We start from the raw sequence: 15,794 nt of genomic DNA, 5'->3' as shown, positions 1-15,794 counted from the left end.
GGCATTCCGCACCTTTGGGGTGACAAGTGACAACATTACGGGTTTATTACGATCCCAGCAAATCTCTGTGGCATCCCGGGCGTGTCGCAACGCAAGTGAGCTACAGAGCAGGTTTCAGACGCTTTCCTGCCGCAACGACTGTGGCACGAGCAAGAGAAACAAGAGCGTCCAAAGTGGCAAAGTCATGCTGAATCTGCCGTTCAGGAACGGAAAGCTCTGTGCAGGCCAAAATAAGGGCATCTGCACCTGAGGCCATTCCCTCAGCAAGCATGTCTGTGTACAGTGAGCGCTCAGTGGGAATACCTGCTTTGACGCGGTCAAAGATGACGGTATCCACGAGCTTCTGGCCTTCCTCGCTTACATCAACCAGTTTCAGTCCCGCCTTGTCGACAGCGGGGGCATAAACACCAGTTTGAGCGGTTCCTCGTGTTCCCAGAACACAGACAGTTCGCGCCTCAGGATAGCGTTCGCGCAGGCTATCAACGGCCAACTCCAGCATGTTGAGCACCGGAACAGGTGAGGCAGCCTGTAATTCCTCAAAAAAGTAGTGTGCTGTGTTGCAAGGAATAGCGATTGCTGTGACGCCACGCTCCCCCAGAGTCTGGATGTCTTCAATAAGGTCAGGTAAAGGCGAGGGCTGGGAGCGGTCCAGGATGTAGGCGGTGCGGTCAGGAATCGAACAATGCATTACGCAATCAAGATCAACGTGTTCTTGATCAGTTGAGGCCTGTGTGTTTTCGACCACCATTGATAAATATGTAATTGTGGCATCTGGTCCCATGCCGCCAAGGACACCGATGAGGTTGGCCATTACAAAACCCCTTCGGAATTAGCTGAGCGCGCCGAGAAGTAACGACGGTAACTTTGAAAATACCGCATGTCCATCCGCAACAGGATTAGCCAGCGCATGAGATTCATATCCTGGGCATAGCGCAGAGTAGTTCCCCACTTGCCTGCGCGGATTAACGCTTTCGCACGTTCTTTCTCTTTAGCAGATTGCACGTACCTCAAAAACACACGCTTAGGGATTTGCATCCACAAACTCTCATGATCCCCGTAGACAGTCTTTGTTTGACGGCCAAAGACTCGATCCTCGACAAGGAAGCGAGCAAGGTTATAGCCAGCCAGGGTGACAAAAAAGCTGCTGCGCCCTTGGCGAGGATTCAACTCAAAAAGCTTGTAGCTTCCATCACGCGCGTCTAACTTCATGTCAAAGTTCGCAAAACCGACATACCCGATACCCTGCAAAAACTTCTGAATCTGAGCGTAAACCTCCTGATTGGAACTACTGCGGATAACGGTGTAGTTGCCCACCATGTCTGGGGCGTGATCTTCCAGCAGAGGATTTCCCAAACACATCATGCGCACTGTGGAGGTTGCATCCACATATGCGTTGAGAACGCGCATCTGAGAATCATCGCCGGGAATGTATTCCTGGAGAACTAATGTGTCTGTGTATCCGTGCGCATAGATCTCTCCCACAATATGACGTACTTCATCTGCGCTATCGAGAATGTACGCCTTCTTTCGCCCCTCAAACTTCACATCAAGGTACGACACCGAATCTGACGGCTTGAGTGCTACAGGGAAACTAAACGGAATCTCAAGGGCATCAACATCTCGCGCGTCCTGGGCAGTAATGATGCGCGTGGCTGGGTGGGCAATGCCGTGTGCGGCGCACAGCTCATAAAAGCGAGCTTTATTCACCAGTGTCTCAAGGAGATCATGTGGTGGCGAAGCAACAATAAAGAATTCGCTGAGTTCTCTCTGGAAGCGGGACACCAATTCGGCATAACTATCCCCGCAGGGAACAAGAACGAGCTTGTCGTATCGTGCCGAGAGTTCTCTTCCTTGCTCTAACACGATGGCTAAAAAGGCTTCTGGATCTACTAGTGATTCATGTACCTGCACGGTGACAATCTTGCTGTAGCGCGTCGGCGCCAATGGGAAGGAGGCCAAGGCAAGAGAAGTCACGCCATACTCCTCATGGAAAGAGCGAGCCATGCCGTATGCATTGATATCGCTGCCGAGGAGAACAGGCAGAAAGGCGTGCTTTTCCATGAGTTAGGCAGCCTTCTGAGCTGCTTGTGCACCTTCAGTGAAGTACAGGTCAAACCAGAGCACGAAGCAGTAGATGGACCAAATCTTTTGCATGTTGGAAACCTTGCCGGAGACGTGGTCGGCAAGCATCTTCTGCACATAATCATTGTTGAAGAAATAACGAGCCGTCTCTGAGTCAAAGACAGCGGAAATCTTCGCCGCATATTCTGGTTGCCGCATCCATTCGAACAGTGGCGAGGGGAAACCTATCTTGGGACGGTTTGAAACCTGTGGTGGCAAAACAGAGGCTGCTGCTTTGCGCAAAGCAATTTTGCCCTGGTGAGGAACAACTCGAGTGTTCTCCGGCAACGTCATGGCCAGATCCAGCATCTTTTTGTCCAAGAAGGGAACACGCAATTCAAGCGAGTTGGCCATCGACATGCGGTCTGCCTTGAGCAGAATGTCGTAAATCAACCAGGTGTACATATCCACGTATTGCATCTGGGTCACTTCGTCGAGATCACTGACGTGATCAAAAAGCGACTTTGACAGCGTTGCGGTATCAAAGTTTAAGCTGGGATCGCGTAGTAACTGCGAGCGCTCAACTTCATTGAAGACATAGTCAATGCGGAAGTAGCGTTGATAAAGTGGCTGCCCACCGCGAACGAGGAAACGGCGTCCTTTGACCTTGGGGAACTTTGCTGCGAACTTTGACAGGCCTGAGCGAACAAAGAATGGCAACTTGAGATAAGCGCGCATTGAGCCAGGTTCGTTGTAGTGGTTGTAGCCACCAAAGAGTTCATCCGCTCCTTCGCCAGAGAGAACAACCTTGACATCCTTACTGGCTTCTTTAGCGACGAAATACAGGGGCACCGCACTCGGGTTCGACAGAGGCTCATCCATAAACCACTGGATATCTGCAGCCGCACCGAAGAAGTCCTCAGGACCCATCGTGGAGGCTTTGTTTTGGATTCCTGTTTGCTCAGCGAAGGATGTGGAATAGGGCAATTCACTCCACTGGGAGTTGTCATACCCCACCGAATAGGTGCGCAAGGGCGTCAACAGGTTGGCCTGATATGCCACGTAGCTGGAGTCAACACCTGAGGAAAGAAAGCTTCCTACCTCGACGTCAGCAATCATGTGCGCCTGAACTGATTCAACGAACTGTTCACGAATACGCGTCGTTGCCTGTTCGAGGGTGATGCTGGGATCAATGTTGAAATCGATCTCGTGATACCTGCGTATGGTGAGGTCTCCGTCTGCATAACGGAATGAGTGCCCCGGCAACAGTTTGTACACGTTGTCAAAGAATGTGCGGTGATCAGGGATATATTCAAAGCTCAAATAGGCCGGAAGAAGCTCAGAGTTGAAACGTTTGGTGAACTCTGGGTGTTTGAGGAAGGACTTAATCTCACTACCAAAGAGGAAGGTTGCCCCCTCTTTGTAGTAGTAGAAGGGTTTGATTCCGAAGATATCCCGTGCCCCAAAAAGCTCACCCGTGAGGTGGTCAAAAATAACAAAGGCAAACATTCCACGCAGGTGTGTGGGAAGTTCATTACCCCATTCAACGTATCCGTGCAGTAACGTCTCGGTATCGGAGTTAGTGGCAAAGACGTAGCCTTTAGCCTCAAGCTCAGAACGTAATTCTTGGTAGTTGTAAATCTCTCCATTGAAGACAACGGTGTAGTCTCCTTGTGCCCTGGTCATGGGCTGGTGACCGCCTTCAAGGTCGATAATCGACAGTCGGCGGAAGCCAAGTGCAATGCGGTCGTTGACAAAGTAGCCGTCATCATCGGGGCCGCGGTGCACAATCTGATCAGACATGTCACGGATTACAGCCGCGTTGTCGCGTGTGGTGTTTGTCACCACAAAGCCGTTAAATCCACACATGCTTCAACCCTACCCAGCTACCGCCGGCAGATACCGTTAGGCAAACCGAGAATGAAATTACTCGGCAAAGACTCCAGCTAGGGTCTTCTTTCCTCGTCGCAATACCGCCATTCCGTTGGGAAGAACGTGTCCTTGCAGAAGTTCATCCTCTGCCTCGATTTTGTTGTTGTTGAGGTAAACACCACCTTCAGCGATGGAGCGCCGAGCAGCACCCAAGCTCTGCGACAAACCTGTGTCCACTAATAACTGCGCAACGGGAGTGTTCTTTGGTGTGGTGGTGTGTGGAAGCTCCCGCAGGGCTGCTTCCAAGGTTTGCGCATCAAGTTCAGCTAAATCGCCTTGGCCAAACAAAGCTGCAGCAGCAGCAATCGCTGCCTGAGTAGCTTGTTCGCCATGAACGAGGCTGGTTACTTCTAACGCAAGTCGACGTTGAGCCGCGCGCTTGAAAGGCTCTTGCTCAACTTGCTGGGCAAGCTCCTCAATTTCTGCTCGGGTGAGAAAAGTAAAGACTTTGATGCGGTCAATTACATCCGCATCATCTGTGTTTAGCCAGAACTGGTAGAACGCGTAGGGCGATGTCATCGACGCGTCGAGCCAGACTGCGTTGCCCTCGCTCTTGCCAAACTTAGTTCCATCACTGTTGGTAATCAGTGGCGTGCCAATTGCGTGGACACTTTTTCCTTCCGCACGGTGAATCAGGTCAGTACCACTGGTGAGGTTTCCCCACTGGTCACTTCCACCGGTCTGCAGAACACAGTCATAGTTTCGGTAAAGCTCAAGGAAGTCCATTCCTTGCAAAATTTGGTAACTGAATTCGGTGTAGCTGATACCCGCTTCAGAATTGAGGCGAGCAGATACAGCATCCTTCTTGAGCATGGTTCCCACGCGGTAGTACTTACCGATATCACGCAGGAAATCAATGGCAGAAAGTGGTGCCGTCCAGTCCAGGTTGTTCACCATGCGAGCAGCATTAGCTCCCTCAAAACTCAGGAACTTAGAAATCTGCGAGGTGAGATAACCAACCCATTCATTGACTGTTTCTTTGGTGTTGAGTGTGCGCTCTGCGGTGGGGCGGGGATCTCCCACTAATCCCGTTGAACCGCCAACAAGGCCCAGAGGCTTATGCCCGGCCAGCTGAATGCGACGAAGCAGCAACAGTTGCACCAGGTTACCTAAGTGCAGTGAGGGCGCAGTGGGATCAAAACCGCAATAGTAGGTAATGGGAGGGCCTTGGAAAAGTTTCTTCAGTTCGTCTGCATCGGTAGAGACGTGAATCAGTCCACGCCACACAAGCTCATCCCAGAGGGTATCGAAGCTGGAATCGTTTTTTTGAGTTTCGAGCGACAATTACAGGCCTAACGCTTTGTTGAGATCTTTCACACGCTCGGTGAGCGCACCCAGCTGAATTTCTACTTGAGCTGGAGCAGTACCGCCGACACCGTTCCGACTGTTCACAGAACCTTCGATGGTCAGCACTGTACGAACTTCAGGATTCAGATGTGGGCTCACACTCTGGTAGTCAGCATCAGTGGCTTCGTGAAGCTCGAGGCCTCGACTTTCACAAAATTGGACCAGCTCGCCGGAGATTTCATGGGCGTCACGAAAGGCGACACCCTGTTTCACGAGCCACTCTGCAACATCTGTCGCCAGCGAGAAACCTTGCGGTGCAAGTTCTGCCATCCGCTCAGTATTGAAAGTGAGGGTTGCAACCATACCTGTGAAGGCAGGAAGCAAGACTTCGAGTGTTTCGACCGAATCAAAAACTGGTTCTTTGTCTTCTTGCAAGTCGCGGTTGTATGCCAAGGGCAAGCCTTTGAGCGTGGCAAGCAAACCGGTGAGGTTCCCGATTAGTCGGCCTGATTTGCCTCGAGCCAATTCGGCAATGTCCGGGTTCTTCTTCTGAGGCATGATGGACGACCCGGTTGAGTAGGCATCGTGCAGCTTCACAAAATCAAACTCTCGAGTGTTCCAGATGATGATCTCTTCGGACAGTCGTGAAAGGTTAATCCCAATCAACGAGGTGATGAAGGCAAACTCAGCAACAACATCACGGCTTGCCGTAGCATCAATGGAGTTCTCAGTTGGACCAGATAACCCCAGTTCGGCGGCGACTAATTGAGGGTCCAACCCAAGCGAGCCCCCAGCAAGCGCACCGGACCCGTAAGGCGACTTCGAAGCACGAGCACTCCAGTCGACTAAACGCTCAAGATCACGCACAAGAGGCCATGCGTGTGCCAGGAGTTGGTGAGCTAATAAAACTGGCTGCGCATGCTGGAGGTGAGTTCGACCCGGCATGATGGCCGCAGGATGCGCGGCGGCCTGCCCCGCAATGGCATCAATGAGCTGTGTCAGCTCGTGGGCAATAATGCGTGAGTGGTCGAGCAAATACAAACGAACCAGGGTTGCGATTTGGTCGTTGCGGCTTCGGCCCGCACGAAGCTTGCCGCCGACCTCATTTCCAGCGATGTCAATGAGACCACGCTCAAGCGCCGAGTGAACATCCTCATCGCTTTCCAGCGCTACAAAATCCCCAGCTGCAACCTCTACACGAAGTTGTTCCAGGGAGTCAATCATGATGCGAAGCTCATCAGAAGTGAGGTAACCCGCAGCATTAAGCGCTTTCGCGTGGGCCACAGAACCGCTGATGTCGTAATCAGCCAAGGCCCAGTCAAAGTGGGTAGATTTGCTCAACTTTTGAAGTTCAGGTGAGGGGCCAGAGGCGAAGCGACCACCCCAAAGCGCTCCGGCTTCACCAGCTCGGTTTGCGGCGTTGTGTGAGGCAGTCATGTTCTCAATTCTATGGGAGCGAAACTAGTGCATTGCAGAGACAAGAGTGTGGGTAAGCGCTTCAATTAGTAGCGCAATTGAAATAACCACGACAAAAGCTAAACCAATAAGCACTCGCCACCACCACACGCGGCCACGAGACCAAGCAACGAGATAACCAAGCACTCCAGCAAGAATCTGAATTGCACGCGATGTCCACTCCACCGCTTGGGTATACGTGATGACCTCGAAGCTGTAAATCAGGGAAGGGATCAGTGCAGGAACAACCCACATCGCCATCCACATCATCGCTTTGAGCTCTGAGCGAAGCACATACCTAAAGGAATGATCTTTCGCACTGAGCACATGTTGTCCCAAAAACAGTTCAGCCAGAAAGTGAACAATCAAAATAGTTATCGTTGTCGCAAGGACACTTATGAACATTCCTTCTGGCTCAACCGATTCAGGAAAGACAAGAACCAAGGCGCCAATAAGTACCCAAGCAACAGCCACTCCCGGGACAACCGGAAGTTTAAATCTTTGAGGTGTGGTTGTTGTTTCGGACATCAGCTCTGTCGAAGCAACCACGTCAGCAACGCTTTTTGAGCATGCAGGCGGTTTTCTGCCTCATCCCAAATAACACTCTGAGATCCATCAATTACTTCTGGGGCAACCTCGTATCCTCGATAGGCAGGCAAGCAGTGCAGGAAGATAGCGGACGCATCAGCCTGCGCCATCAAAGCAGTGTCAACTTGGTAGGCGCCGAAATCATTTATGCGCTGTGCTTTTTGATCCTCTTGCCCCATAGACACCCACGTATCGGTCACAACAACATCTGCTCCTGAAACGGCAACCTGTGCATCTTCAGTGACCAGGACAGTCCCACCGGTTTTCGCAGCAATAGCTTCAGCATCTGCAACAACCTGAGCATCAGGCATGTAACCTGCTGGGGCGCCAATGCGAACATGCATTCCTGCAGTTGCACATGCCAACAAATAGGAGTGGGCCATATTGCTACTGCCATCACCGACGAAAGCAACGGTCAGACCATGTAAAGCCCCTTTGTGCTCACGAATAGTGAGCAGATCTGCCAATAGCTGGCAGGGGTGAAATTCATCGCTGAGCGCGTTGACAACTGGAACTAGAGTTCCTGCAGACATTTCCTCTAAACCTTGTTGAGAGAAGGTGCGCCACACAATTGCAGAAACCATGCGCTCGAGAACACGAGCAGTATCAGAAATAGATTCTTTGGCACCAAGCTGGCTCGAACCTGAGTCCATGATGAGAGGGACACCACCCAAGTCGGCAATACCCACAGCGAAAGAAACCCTGGTGCGCGTCGAGGTCTTATCAAATATCACCGCCACGGTCTGCGGTCCCTCAAGAGGGCGCTCACTATAGGGACTGCGCTTGAGGGCTGCAGCTAAATCAAGAATCTCTGCCTGCTGTGTCGGTGTCACATCATCATCACGAAGGAAATGTTTGGTCATGAGGCAACTACTTCCGTTCCAGAACCAGTCTGGGTAAAGATTTCAAGCAAGATCGAGTGCGGGTTTCGACCGTCAATTATTGCCGCTTTGGGGACTCCCCCATCAACGGCTTCTAAACAAGCTGCCATCTTAGGAATCATGCCTGATTCAAGCGTTGGCAGAAGTGCTCGAAGTTCATCTGCAGTGATCTCTGACACCAAGGAATCAGTGTTGGGCCAGTCGCTATATAGTCCAGCCACATCGGTCAGAATGACCAGTTTGGCAGCACCGAGGGCGACTGCCAGTGATGCAGCAGCCGCGTCCGCATTCACATTGAGAGACTGACCAGGAGTGTCCTTATCAGGAGCAATGGAAGAAACAACGGGGATACGGCCAGCATCGATGAGCGCATGTACAGCCTTAGGATCTACATCAACAACGTCTCCCACAAGACCGAGGTCAACCATTTCTCCGTCGATTTCAACACCACGACGTTCGCCCACAAACAGACCCGCATCTTCACCCGAGATTGATGCAGCAAGCGGACCATGTTCGTTCATGTGGCCAACCAAGTCACGTGACACTTGGCCGGTGAGTACCATTCGCACAACATCCATAGCTTCAGGACTGGTTACACGATATCCGCCACGAAATTCACTTTCGATGCCCAAACGCTCAAGCATCTTGGTGATCTGGGGGCCGCCGCCGTGCACAACAACAGGCTTAATTCCGACGGTCCGCAGATACACCATGTCTTCGGCAAAAGCACGGGTGAGCTCTTCACTCACCATGGCGTTGCCACCAAACTTCACGACAATAATCTGATCATTGAACTTCTTGAGCCACGGCAGAGACTCAATCAGCGTGGCAGCTTTGATGGTTGCTGCGGCATCCTCTTCACGCATTTGGGTCATAACAAAATCCTTGAATTCTTTAGCTCGCGTAGGCGCTGTTTTCGTGCACGTAATCGTGGGTGAGATCATTCGTCCAAATTGTGGCAGTGGCTGAGCCACTGTGGAGTTCAATACGAATTTCTACTTCACGGGGTGTGAGATCAACTAGCTCTCGTGACTGATCAGGCTCTCCAGCGGTGCACACCTGCACCCCATTGAAGCTGACATCGATGTTGTAAGGGTCAAAGACCGCCGAGGTAGTTCCCACGGCAGCAAGAACTCGGCCCCAATTGGGGTCGTTACCGAAAATGGCTGCTTTGAACAGGTTGGAACGACTGACTGCACGTGCGACATTCACAGCATCCTCTTCCGAAGCGGCACCAGAAACCGTGATGTGAATGTTGTGACTGGCGCCTTCAGCATCGCGTTGAAGTTGCAGGGCCAAATCACGACAAAGTTCGGTTAGTCGTGCCGTAAATTCCGAGAGGTCTGGTTCCACACCCGAGGCTCCCGAAGCAAGCACAGTTACTTGGTCATTGGTGGACATGCAACCGTCTGAATCCAGGCGGTCAAAGGTGACACGTGTTGACGCACGCAGCGCCGTATCGAGTTGTTCGCTCGTCAATACCGCGTCTGTCGTGATAACGACCAGCATGGTGGCCAGTCCTGGGGCCAACATGCCAGCACCCTTGGCCATACCGCCTATGGTGTAGCCCGCTCCGGTTGAAACAGAAAGCTTTGGAACCGAATCAGTGGTCATGATTGCTTCGGCAGCATCGATTCCTGCCTGCTCGGAAGTTCCAGCATCGGAGAGCACGGCAAGCCCAGCATCCCAGACCCCGGTCTTGAGCTTGTCCAGATCAAGCTGCTCTCCGATGAGTCCGGTGGAGCATACGAGGACATCCCCTGCCGAAATCTCTAAACGTTCTGCGACAGCTTCTGCGGTCTCGTGGGTGGTTTGGAATCCGCGCGCACCGGTGTAACAGTTTGCCCCGCCAGAGTTCAAGACAATCGCTTCCACTACAGGGTCAGCCATGACCTGCTGGCTCCACAAAATAGGGTTGGCTTTGCACCGATTAGAGGTAAACACGGCAGCTGCAGATTTGAGAGGTCCAAGATTGCGCACCATGGCGAAATCTTTCTTTCCGGTGGACTTCAATCCACACACCACACCTGCGGCGCTAAAGCCTGCTGCAGCGGTTACGCTCACGGGGCTACTCCATTCGTGGTCAAACCAGTGGTTTCTTCAATACCTAAAGCAATATTCGCTGACTGGATGGCAGCTCCGGCAGTTCCTTTTGTGAGATTATCCAAAGCACTGATGACGACGACACGGCCTGCATGTTCATCCAGGGCAATACCCATCAAACAGGTGTTGGCGCCCAGGGTGTCTGCGGTACGAGGAAATTCGCCCAATGGGAGAACCTGAACAAATGGTTCATTGGCATACGCTGCACTCCATGCTGCATACAACTTTTCCAACGTGACACCTGGTTTCACGCGCGCGGTTGTTGTGGCCAAGATGCCGCGAGCCATTGGCACGAGCACTGGTGTCATGGACACGGATACTTCAGCGGCACCTGCTTTGCGCAGATTCTGTTCTATTTCCGGAGTGTGACGGTGTGTGCCACCCACAGAATATGCCGACGCAGATCCCATGATTTCGCTTGCAAGTAAGTTAACTTTCAAAGATTTACCGGCCCCCGAAGGCCCGACAGACAAAACGGAGACGATGTCCACCGCGTCAATCAGATCTTCCTTCACACCAGGGGCAATAGCCAAAGAAATGGCCGACGCGTTACACCCTGGCGCAGCAATGCGCTTGGTTCCCACCAAAAGGTCACGCTGCGAACCTGTTGACAGAGGAAGCTCGGGAATGCCGTAGGTCCAGGCAGAGTTGAACTCTCCCCCATAAAACGCATCCCAATCTTCTTTTTCTTCAAGACGGTGATCAGCACCGCAGTCAATGACCAGAGTCTCAGCACTGAGTTGTGCGGCCAGGGCACCGGAAGAGCCGTGAGGTAGTGCAAGAAAAACAACATCGTGGCCGGAAAGAATTTCCGCGGTGGTGTCCTGCAAGACGAGATTGCCATAGCTGCGTAGATGAGGCTGCACATCAACTAACCGTTGCCCTGCATTGGAGTGAGCTGTGACAGTGCGCACTTCAAACTCGGGGTGGTCTGCGAGCAGACGTAGTACCTCGCCACCGGCATAACCGCTGGCTCCAGCAATAGCAACCGAGTATGTCATTAGATAACTCTATCTAAAACCTTCAACCAGTTATTGAACTTTACCCGGTTGGTGCAACATCTCCATATCTAATGACTCAATTCGGATGAAATGATGGGAATGCCGCCGTTCCAAGCCCAGTCGAGAGCTGACTGAAGTTTTTCAAGATTGAGTGACTTAAAACTCCCAAGGTACAAACACCATTTACCGGTTTTGTAAGGGCCAATTTCTGCTATCCGAGCTTCAAAGCCTGGATAGTAAACGCCATAAACCGACATCGCAGCTTTTCGGGGCGAAAAAGAGATGACAGGCATATCCCCTTCGTGCCCAGAGGCATACCGGTAGTGAAAGGATCCGAAACCTACGATATTTGGGCCCCACATCGCTGGCTCGACACCAGAAGAGTTCTTCATCATCTCAAGAAGGATTAGAGCATCTGCTTTCCTGCACGGATGATCAATTGAATTCATGAAATCAGCTACTGAGGCTGTGGTTGGGACTGTCTTGTTCTCTGCCATCCCACAAATCACCTCCGACGTAATGGTGGATTCAGCACTCTGAAATAAAACAAACCTGTTTTCACTAGAAGCACCGTAATGAGAGTAACTGTTAAAACATTTGAGGTGGAAAGCAGCATGATAGCCAGTGGGTAAATGGTGAGATGGAACGCTACAAATACCCATTGACGCGCATGGCTCTGTGCTCTCCATGCCTCATTGGTGGACGTGGAAGCGTTACTGACTAATCCAGCTCCAATATCTACTGCAAGGATTGAAGTAAATATTGAGTTCCACTGCAGAGAGTTTTGTAGCAATAAGGCAAACAAACCCAAAGTTATTCCAGAGATCAGAGCCAGAAGAAGCGTTATTCTTCGTGGCGAAGCTCCAAATAACAATTTCATTTGTTGTGAAGTTGCTTACTCGCGAAGTGTCGCGCCAAAGCGAGATGCTGCGAGCGCGACACCGGCTTCTTTGGACTCTGTTGCCTCAGCAGCAGTGAGCGTGCGGTCAACAGCTCTAAATCGAAGAGCAAAAGTCAAGGAACGCTGTCCTTCAGGAATCCCTGTGCCTTGGTAGACATCGACAAGGGTGGCGCTTTCTAGAAGTTCCCCTGCACCCTCAATGACCGCAGCGCGAACATCTGCTGCAGGAACGCTTTCGTCAACAACGAGCGAGAGATCTTGAGTAGCAGCAGGCATTGTCTTCACGTCAACAGCGGTGTGCGGCACGCCTGCTGCCGCAGAGACTGCATCTAGGTTGAGTTCAAATGCCGCCACTGTCCGAGGAAGATGTGCTTCTTCGGCGATGGAGGGTAAGAGTTCACCGGCATATCCGACTACTTTGCCATCGAGCAGGAGTTCAGCTGTGCGGCCAGGGTGGAAAGCCTTGTGACTTCCCTGGCGGACGGTGATCTGAACACCTGCACCGAGAGCAATTTGTTGAACTGCGGTGAGAGCATCCTGCCAACTGTAAGAAACAGCTTTCTGCCCCACCTGCTTGGTCAGCGCATCTCCAACATAGAGGCCAGAAATGTAGCGAGGCTGGGGCGGAATTCCCGCATAAAGGGCTGCTTCAACTTCGGGCGCAGGTCGCACTCCCCCGGCGACAATGTCTTGGCCATAGATCTTACCTGCTTCGGGAAGGAACACGAGTCCCGTTTCAAACAGGGCGAGGTCCGTCAAACCACGTGAACGGTTACGCGCTGCGGTTCCAATGAGACCTGGAAGCAAGGAAGTGCGCATCCACCCCTGGGTAGCATCCAAAGCATTAGCTAGGCGAACCTGAGGAACACTGTTCTGCGTTGCAGATCCAAAAAGGTTATTTGTTTCTTCATCGAAGAAGGGATAACTCAAAACTTCTGTATGACCAGTTGCAGCCAAGGTGTTCGAGACGCGGCGACGAACCTCCTGGGCAACGGTGTAACCACGTCCTGGAGGAGCAACTGGAAGTTGCGCAGGAATTAAGTGATATCCGACAATACGGGCTACTTCTTCTGCCAAAGTCCACTTATCTGTGAGGTCTGGACGCCAGGTTGGCGGGGTAACGGTGAAACCGCTACCTGCCATGACAACCTCACACCCAATTTCTGTCAACGAGGACTCAATCTGCGCATCGGTGTATTCCAAGCCAATGAGGTTGGAGACGAAACCTGCAGGAAGTTCAATAGCAACTGGCGCAGCAAAGTTGTTGAAATAAGAACCTTCATCCACAATCTGACCACCGGCAAACTCCACGAGAAGTTGAGCAACTCGTCCAGCTGCCACAGCAGCAATCTCCGGGTCAACACCGCGCTCAAAACGCTTAGATGCCTCTGAGGAAAGCTTGTGTCGACGTGCAGACCGCGCGATGGAAACGGGGTCAAAGTTTGCCGCCTCAATGAGGACGTTGGTGGTTTCATCCGAGATTTCGGTGTTTGCACCACCCATCACGCCAGCAAGACCAACAGGTTTACCACCTGAGGTAATCAGGAGGTCTTCCACATCGAGAGTGCGCTCTGCTTCATCGAGGGTAATGATTTTCTCTCCCGGAGCAGCACGGCGAACAACGATGTCACCCGAAAGCTTGTCGAGATCGTAGGCATGGTTGGGCTGACCAGTCTCGATCATGACGTAGTTCGAAATATCGACTGGAAGGGAGATGGAACGAATACCGGCAAGTTTCAGACGAGAAACCATCCACGATGGCGTGGGCGCTGTGGCGTCGATTCCGCGCACAATACGGGTAGCGAAGACATTGCAGCCCACGCGACCGCGAATAGGTGCAGTGTCATCGACGGAAACGGGGAATTCTTTCCCAAATTTCTTGACTTCGGTCACACCACGTGAAGTAATCACCGCTGTTGCTGGGTCACGGAAAGCAGCACCGGTTGAGTGTGAGTATTCACGAGCAACACCACGAATGGAGAATGCATATCCGCGATCTGGGGTGACGTTGATCTCTACAGCAGCTTCAGAAAGACCCAAGAGCTCAAGAGCGTCCGTTCCAACCTCAGGATCGAGTCCCATCTCTGATAAACGGATAATGCCATCGTGACCTTCGCCGAGGCCCAATTCCTTTGCCGAGGCCATCATGCCGTCAGAGACATGACCATACGTCTTGCGTGCGGCAATGGGGAAGGGCCCGGGCAGAACAGCGCCTGGCAGGGTCACAACAACCTTGTCTCCAACAAAGAAATTACTTGCTCCACACACAATGCCATGGATGGCGTCGCCGCCATCGGCTGCAAGCTGCCCGTCTGGTGCAACACGAACCTGGCACCAGCGAATCGTCTTGCCGTTGTTTTGTTCTTCCGGAGTGAATTCGAGGACTTCGCCCACAACGATGGGACCAGAAATGTCTCCACCGTGGATGTCTTCTTCTTCGAAACCAACCTTAACCAGATCTGCTTGAACCTGCTCAGGAGTGATGTCAGAGGCAAGGTCAACATATTCAGCTAACCAACTCAGTGGGACGCGCATCAGACCACCATTCCAAACTGCTGACTGAAGCGAACATCGCCTTCGACCATGTCATGCATGTCACTGACGTCGTTGCGGAACATGAGCGTGCGCTCAACACCAACACCAAAAGCAAAACCGGAATACACCTCAGGATCAATTCCTGCCGAGCGGAGAACATTAGGGTTCACCATGCCGCAACCACCCCATTCGATCCAGCGAGCACCGCCAGCGAAGGTGGGATGCCAAACATCGAGCTCTGCTGAGGGCTCCGTAAACGGAAAATAGTTGGGGCGTAGGCGAATCTTGGCACCCTCACCGAACATAATCCGAGCTGCGTGCTCGAGAGTTCCGCGCAGGTGAGCCATGGTCAGGCCTTTATCCACGGCCAGTCCTTCTACCTGAGTGAACACAGGAGTGTGGGTGGCATCGAGTTCATCGGTGCGATAAACGCGACCCGGAGCAAGCACATAGATGGGAACTTCGCGTTCGAGCATCGAACGCACCTGAACTGGAGAGGTGTGAGTGCGCAGAACAAGGTGAGAATCTACCGGCTCAACAAAGAAAGTGTCTTGCATTGCCCGCGCAGGGTGATCTGCATCGAAGTTGAGGGCATCAAAGTTGAACCATTCGCCTTCAAGCTCAGGGCCTTCGGCAATTTCCCAGCCCATGCCCACGAACGCATCACAGATGCTCTCCTGAAGCAACATGAGTGGGTGGCGACCACCAGCACTCCAGCGAGAAGCCGCAGCAGTGACATCGACCTTCTCGGCAGCTAGCTGGGCAGTTTGCTCTTCACTAACAATGGCTTCTTCACGAGAAGTAAATGCTTGGTTCACTTGAGCACGTGCCTGCCCAACCAGCTTTCCTGCTGCAGCTTTCTGATCAGCTGGAACATCCTTCATCAGGGCATTGAGCTGAGCAAGAGTGGAAGTCTCCCCCAGATGTGCAGTGCGGACAGCTTTGAGTGCGGCGGAATCAACGGCATCAGCAATAGCTGTCAGGGCGTCGTTGACCGCTGCCGCGACAGCGGCTTCAGTAATTTCAGTAGGTGCAGACACAGTTCTCAAT

General features: G+C 52.3%; 13 protein-coding genes. All 13 read right to left on the bottom strand.

The genetic code is table 11. From position 1 onward, the window contains the following. Nucleotides 1–100 precede the first annotated feature (100 nt). The gene (locus AURUGA1_RS03250; RefSeq protein WP_114128857.1) at nucleotides 101–811 is read right to left on the bottom strand and encodes an aspartate/glutamate racemase family protein; all 711 of its coding nucleotides are present in this window, start codon (nucleotides 809–811) and stop codon (nucleotides 101–103) included. Next, nucleotides 811–2,061: a carboxylate--amine ligase gene (locus tag AURUGA1_RS03245; RefSeq protein ID WP_114128856.1), complete on the bottom strand. Its 1,251-nt coding sequence runs from the start codon at nucleotides 2,059–2,061 to the stop codon at nucleotides 811–813. The genes AURUGA1_RS03250 and AURUGA1_RS03245 overlap by 1 nt, the downstream gene beginning before the upstream one ends. Before the next feature lie 3 nt (nucleotides 2,062–2,064). Then, entirely contained in the window at nucleotides 2,065–3,930 is a 1,866-nt protein-coding gene (gene asnB, locus AURUGA1_RS03240; RefSeq protein WP_114128855.1) for an asparagine synthase (glutamine-hydrolyzing), read from the bottom strand. 57 nt (nucleotides 3,931–3,987) lie between these two features. Beyond that, nucleotides 3,988–5,277 (bottom strand): tyrosine--tRNA ligase, encoded by a 1,290-nt coding sequence (gene tyrS / locus AURUGA1_RS03235; RefSeq protein ID WP_114128854.1) that lies wholly within the window; start codon nucleotides 5,275–5,277, stop codon nucleotides 3,988–3,990. Further along, entirely contained in the window at nucleotides 5,278–6,717 is a 1,440-nt protein-coding gene (gene argH, locus AURUGA1_RS03230; RefSeq protein ID WP_114128853.1) for an argininosuccinate lyase, read from the bottom strand. Nucleotides 6,718–6,741: 24 nt separating this feature from the next. Further along, nucleotides 6,742–7,284, bottom strand: coding sequence for a hypothetical protein (locus AURUGA1_RS03225; RefSeq protein ID WP_162784045.1), 543 nt, complete (start codon nucleotides 7,282–7,284; stop codon nucleotides 6,742–6,744). After that, a complete protein-coding gene (gene argF / locus AURUGA1_RS03220; RefSeq protein ID WP_114128851.1) occupies nucleotides 7,263–8,186 on the bottom strand; it encodes an ornithine carbamoyltransferase in 924 nt (307 codons plus the stop codon). Before argF ends, AURUGA1_RS03225 begins: the two co-directional genes overlap by 22 nt. Beyond that, on the bottom strand, nucleotides 8,183–9,079 hold the full coding sequence (argB, locus tag AURUGA1_RS03215) for an acetylglutamate kinase (RefSeq protein ID WP_114128850.1): 897 nt from the start codon (nucleotides 9,077–9,079) through the stop codon (nucleotides 8,183–8,185). Before argB ends, argF begins: the two co-directional genes overlap by 4 nt. Nucleotides 9,080–9,098: 19 nt before the next feature. Continuing rightward, nucleotides 9,099–10,268, bottom strand: a complete 1,170-nt coding sequence (argJ, locus tag AURUGA1_RS03210; protein ID WP_114128849.1) for a bifunctional glutamate N-acetyltransferase/amino-acid acetyltransferase ArgJ — start codon at nucleotides 10,266–10,268, stop codon at nucleotides 9,099–9,101. Beyond that, nucleotides 10,265–11,308, bottom strand: a complete 1,044-nt coding sequence (gene argC / locus AURUGA1_RS03205) for an N-acetyl-gamma-glutamyl-phosphate reductase (protein WP_114128848.1) — start codon at nucleotides 11,306–11,308, stop codon at nucleotides 10,265–10,267. The genes argJ and argC overlap by 4 nt, the downstream gene beginning before the upstream one ends. Nucleotides 11,309–11,376: 68 nt before the next feature. Next, complete coding sequence (locus tag AURUGA1_RS03200) at nucleotides 11,377–11,805, bottom strand: DUF1801 domain-containing protein (protein WP_114128847.1); 429 nt, start codon at nucleotides 11,803–11,805, stop codon at nucleotides 11,377–11,379. A 398-nt stretch (nucleotides 11,806–12,203) separates the two neighbouring features. After that, nucleotides 12,204–14,744: a phenylalanine--tRNA ligase subunit beta gene (gene pheT, locus AURUGA1_RS03195; protein ID WP_114128846.1), complete on the bottom strand. Its 2,541-nt coding sequence runs from the start codon at nucleotides 14,742–14,744 to the stop codon at nucleotides 12,204–12,206. Continuing rightward, entirely contained in the window at nucleotides 14,744–15,784 is a 1,041-nt protein-coding gene (gene pheS, locus AURUGA1_RS03190) for a phenylalanine--tRNA ligase subunit alpha (protein ID WP_114128845.1), read from the bottom strand. The genes pheT and pheS overlap by 1 nt, the downstream gene beginning before the upstream one ends. Nucleotides 15,785–15,794 lie beyond the last annotated feature (10 nt).

Origin of the sequence: Aurantimicrobium sp. MWH-Uga1, from assembly GCF_003325955.1 — a bacterium.
GTDB lineage: Bacteria > Actinomycetota > Actinomycetes > Actinomycetales > Microbacteriaceae > Aurantimicrobium.
This window is presented reverse-complemented; position numbering and strand designations above follow the sequence as displayed.

What these genes read in the sequence shown, in the direction of transcription:
- AURUGA1_RS03200 (WP_114128847.1), bottom strand. Translation starts at nt 11,805, where the DNA reads ATGGCAGAGAACAAGACAGTCCCAACCACAGCCTCAGTAGCTGATTTC.
- argF (WP_114128851.1), bottom strand. Translation starts at nt 8,186, where the DNA reads ATGACCAAACATTTCCTTCGTGATGATGATGTGACACCGACACAGCAG.
- argH (WP_114128853.1), bottom strand. Translation starts at nt 6,717, where the DNA reads ATGACTGCCTCACACAACGCCGCAAACCGAGCTGGTGAAGCCGGAGCG.
- pheT (WP_114128846.1), bottom strand. Translation starts at nt 14,744, where the DNA reads ATGCGCGTCCCACTGAGTTGGTTAGCTGAATATGTTGACCTTGCCTCT.
- argC (WP_114128848.1), bottom strand. Translation starts at nt 11,308, where the DNA reads ATGACATACTCGGTTGCTATTGCTGGAGCCAGCGGTTATGCCGGTGGC.
- AURUGA1_RS03245 (WP_114128856.1), bottom strand. Translation starts at nt 2,061, where the DNA reads ATGGAAAAGCACGCCTTTCTGCCTGTTCTCCTCGGCAGCGATATCAAT.
- argB (WP_114128850.1), bottom strand. Translation starts at nt 9,079, where the DNA reads ATGACCCAAATGCGTGAAGAGGATGCCGCAGCAACCATCAAAGCTGCC.
- AURUGA1_RS03250 (WP_114128857.1), bottom strand. Translation starts at nt 811, where the DNA reads ATGGCCAACCTCATCGGTGTCCTTGGCGGCATGGGACCAGATGCCACA.
- asnB (WP_114128855.1), bottom strand. Translation starts at nt 3,930, where the DNA reads ATGTGTGGATTTAACGGCTTTGTGGTGACAAACACCACACGCGACAAC.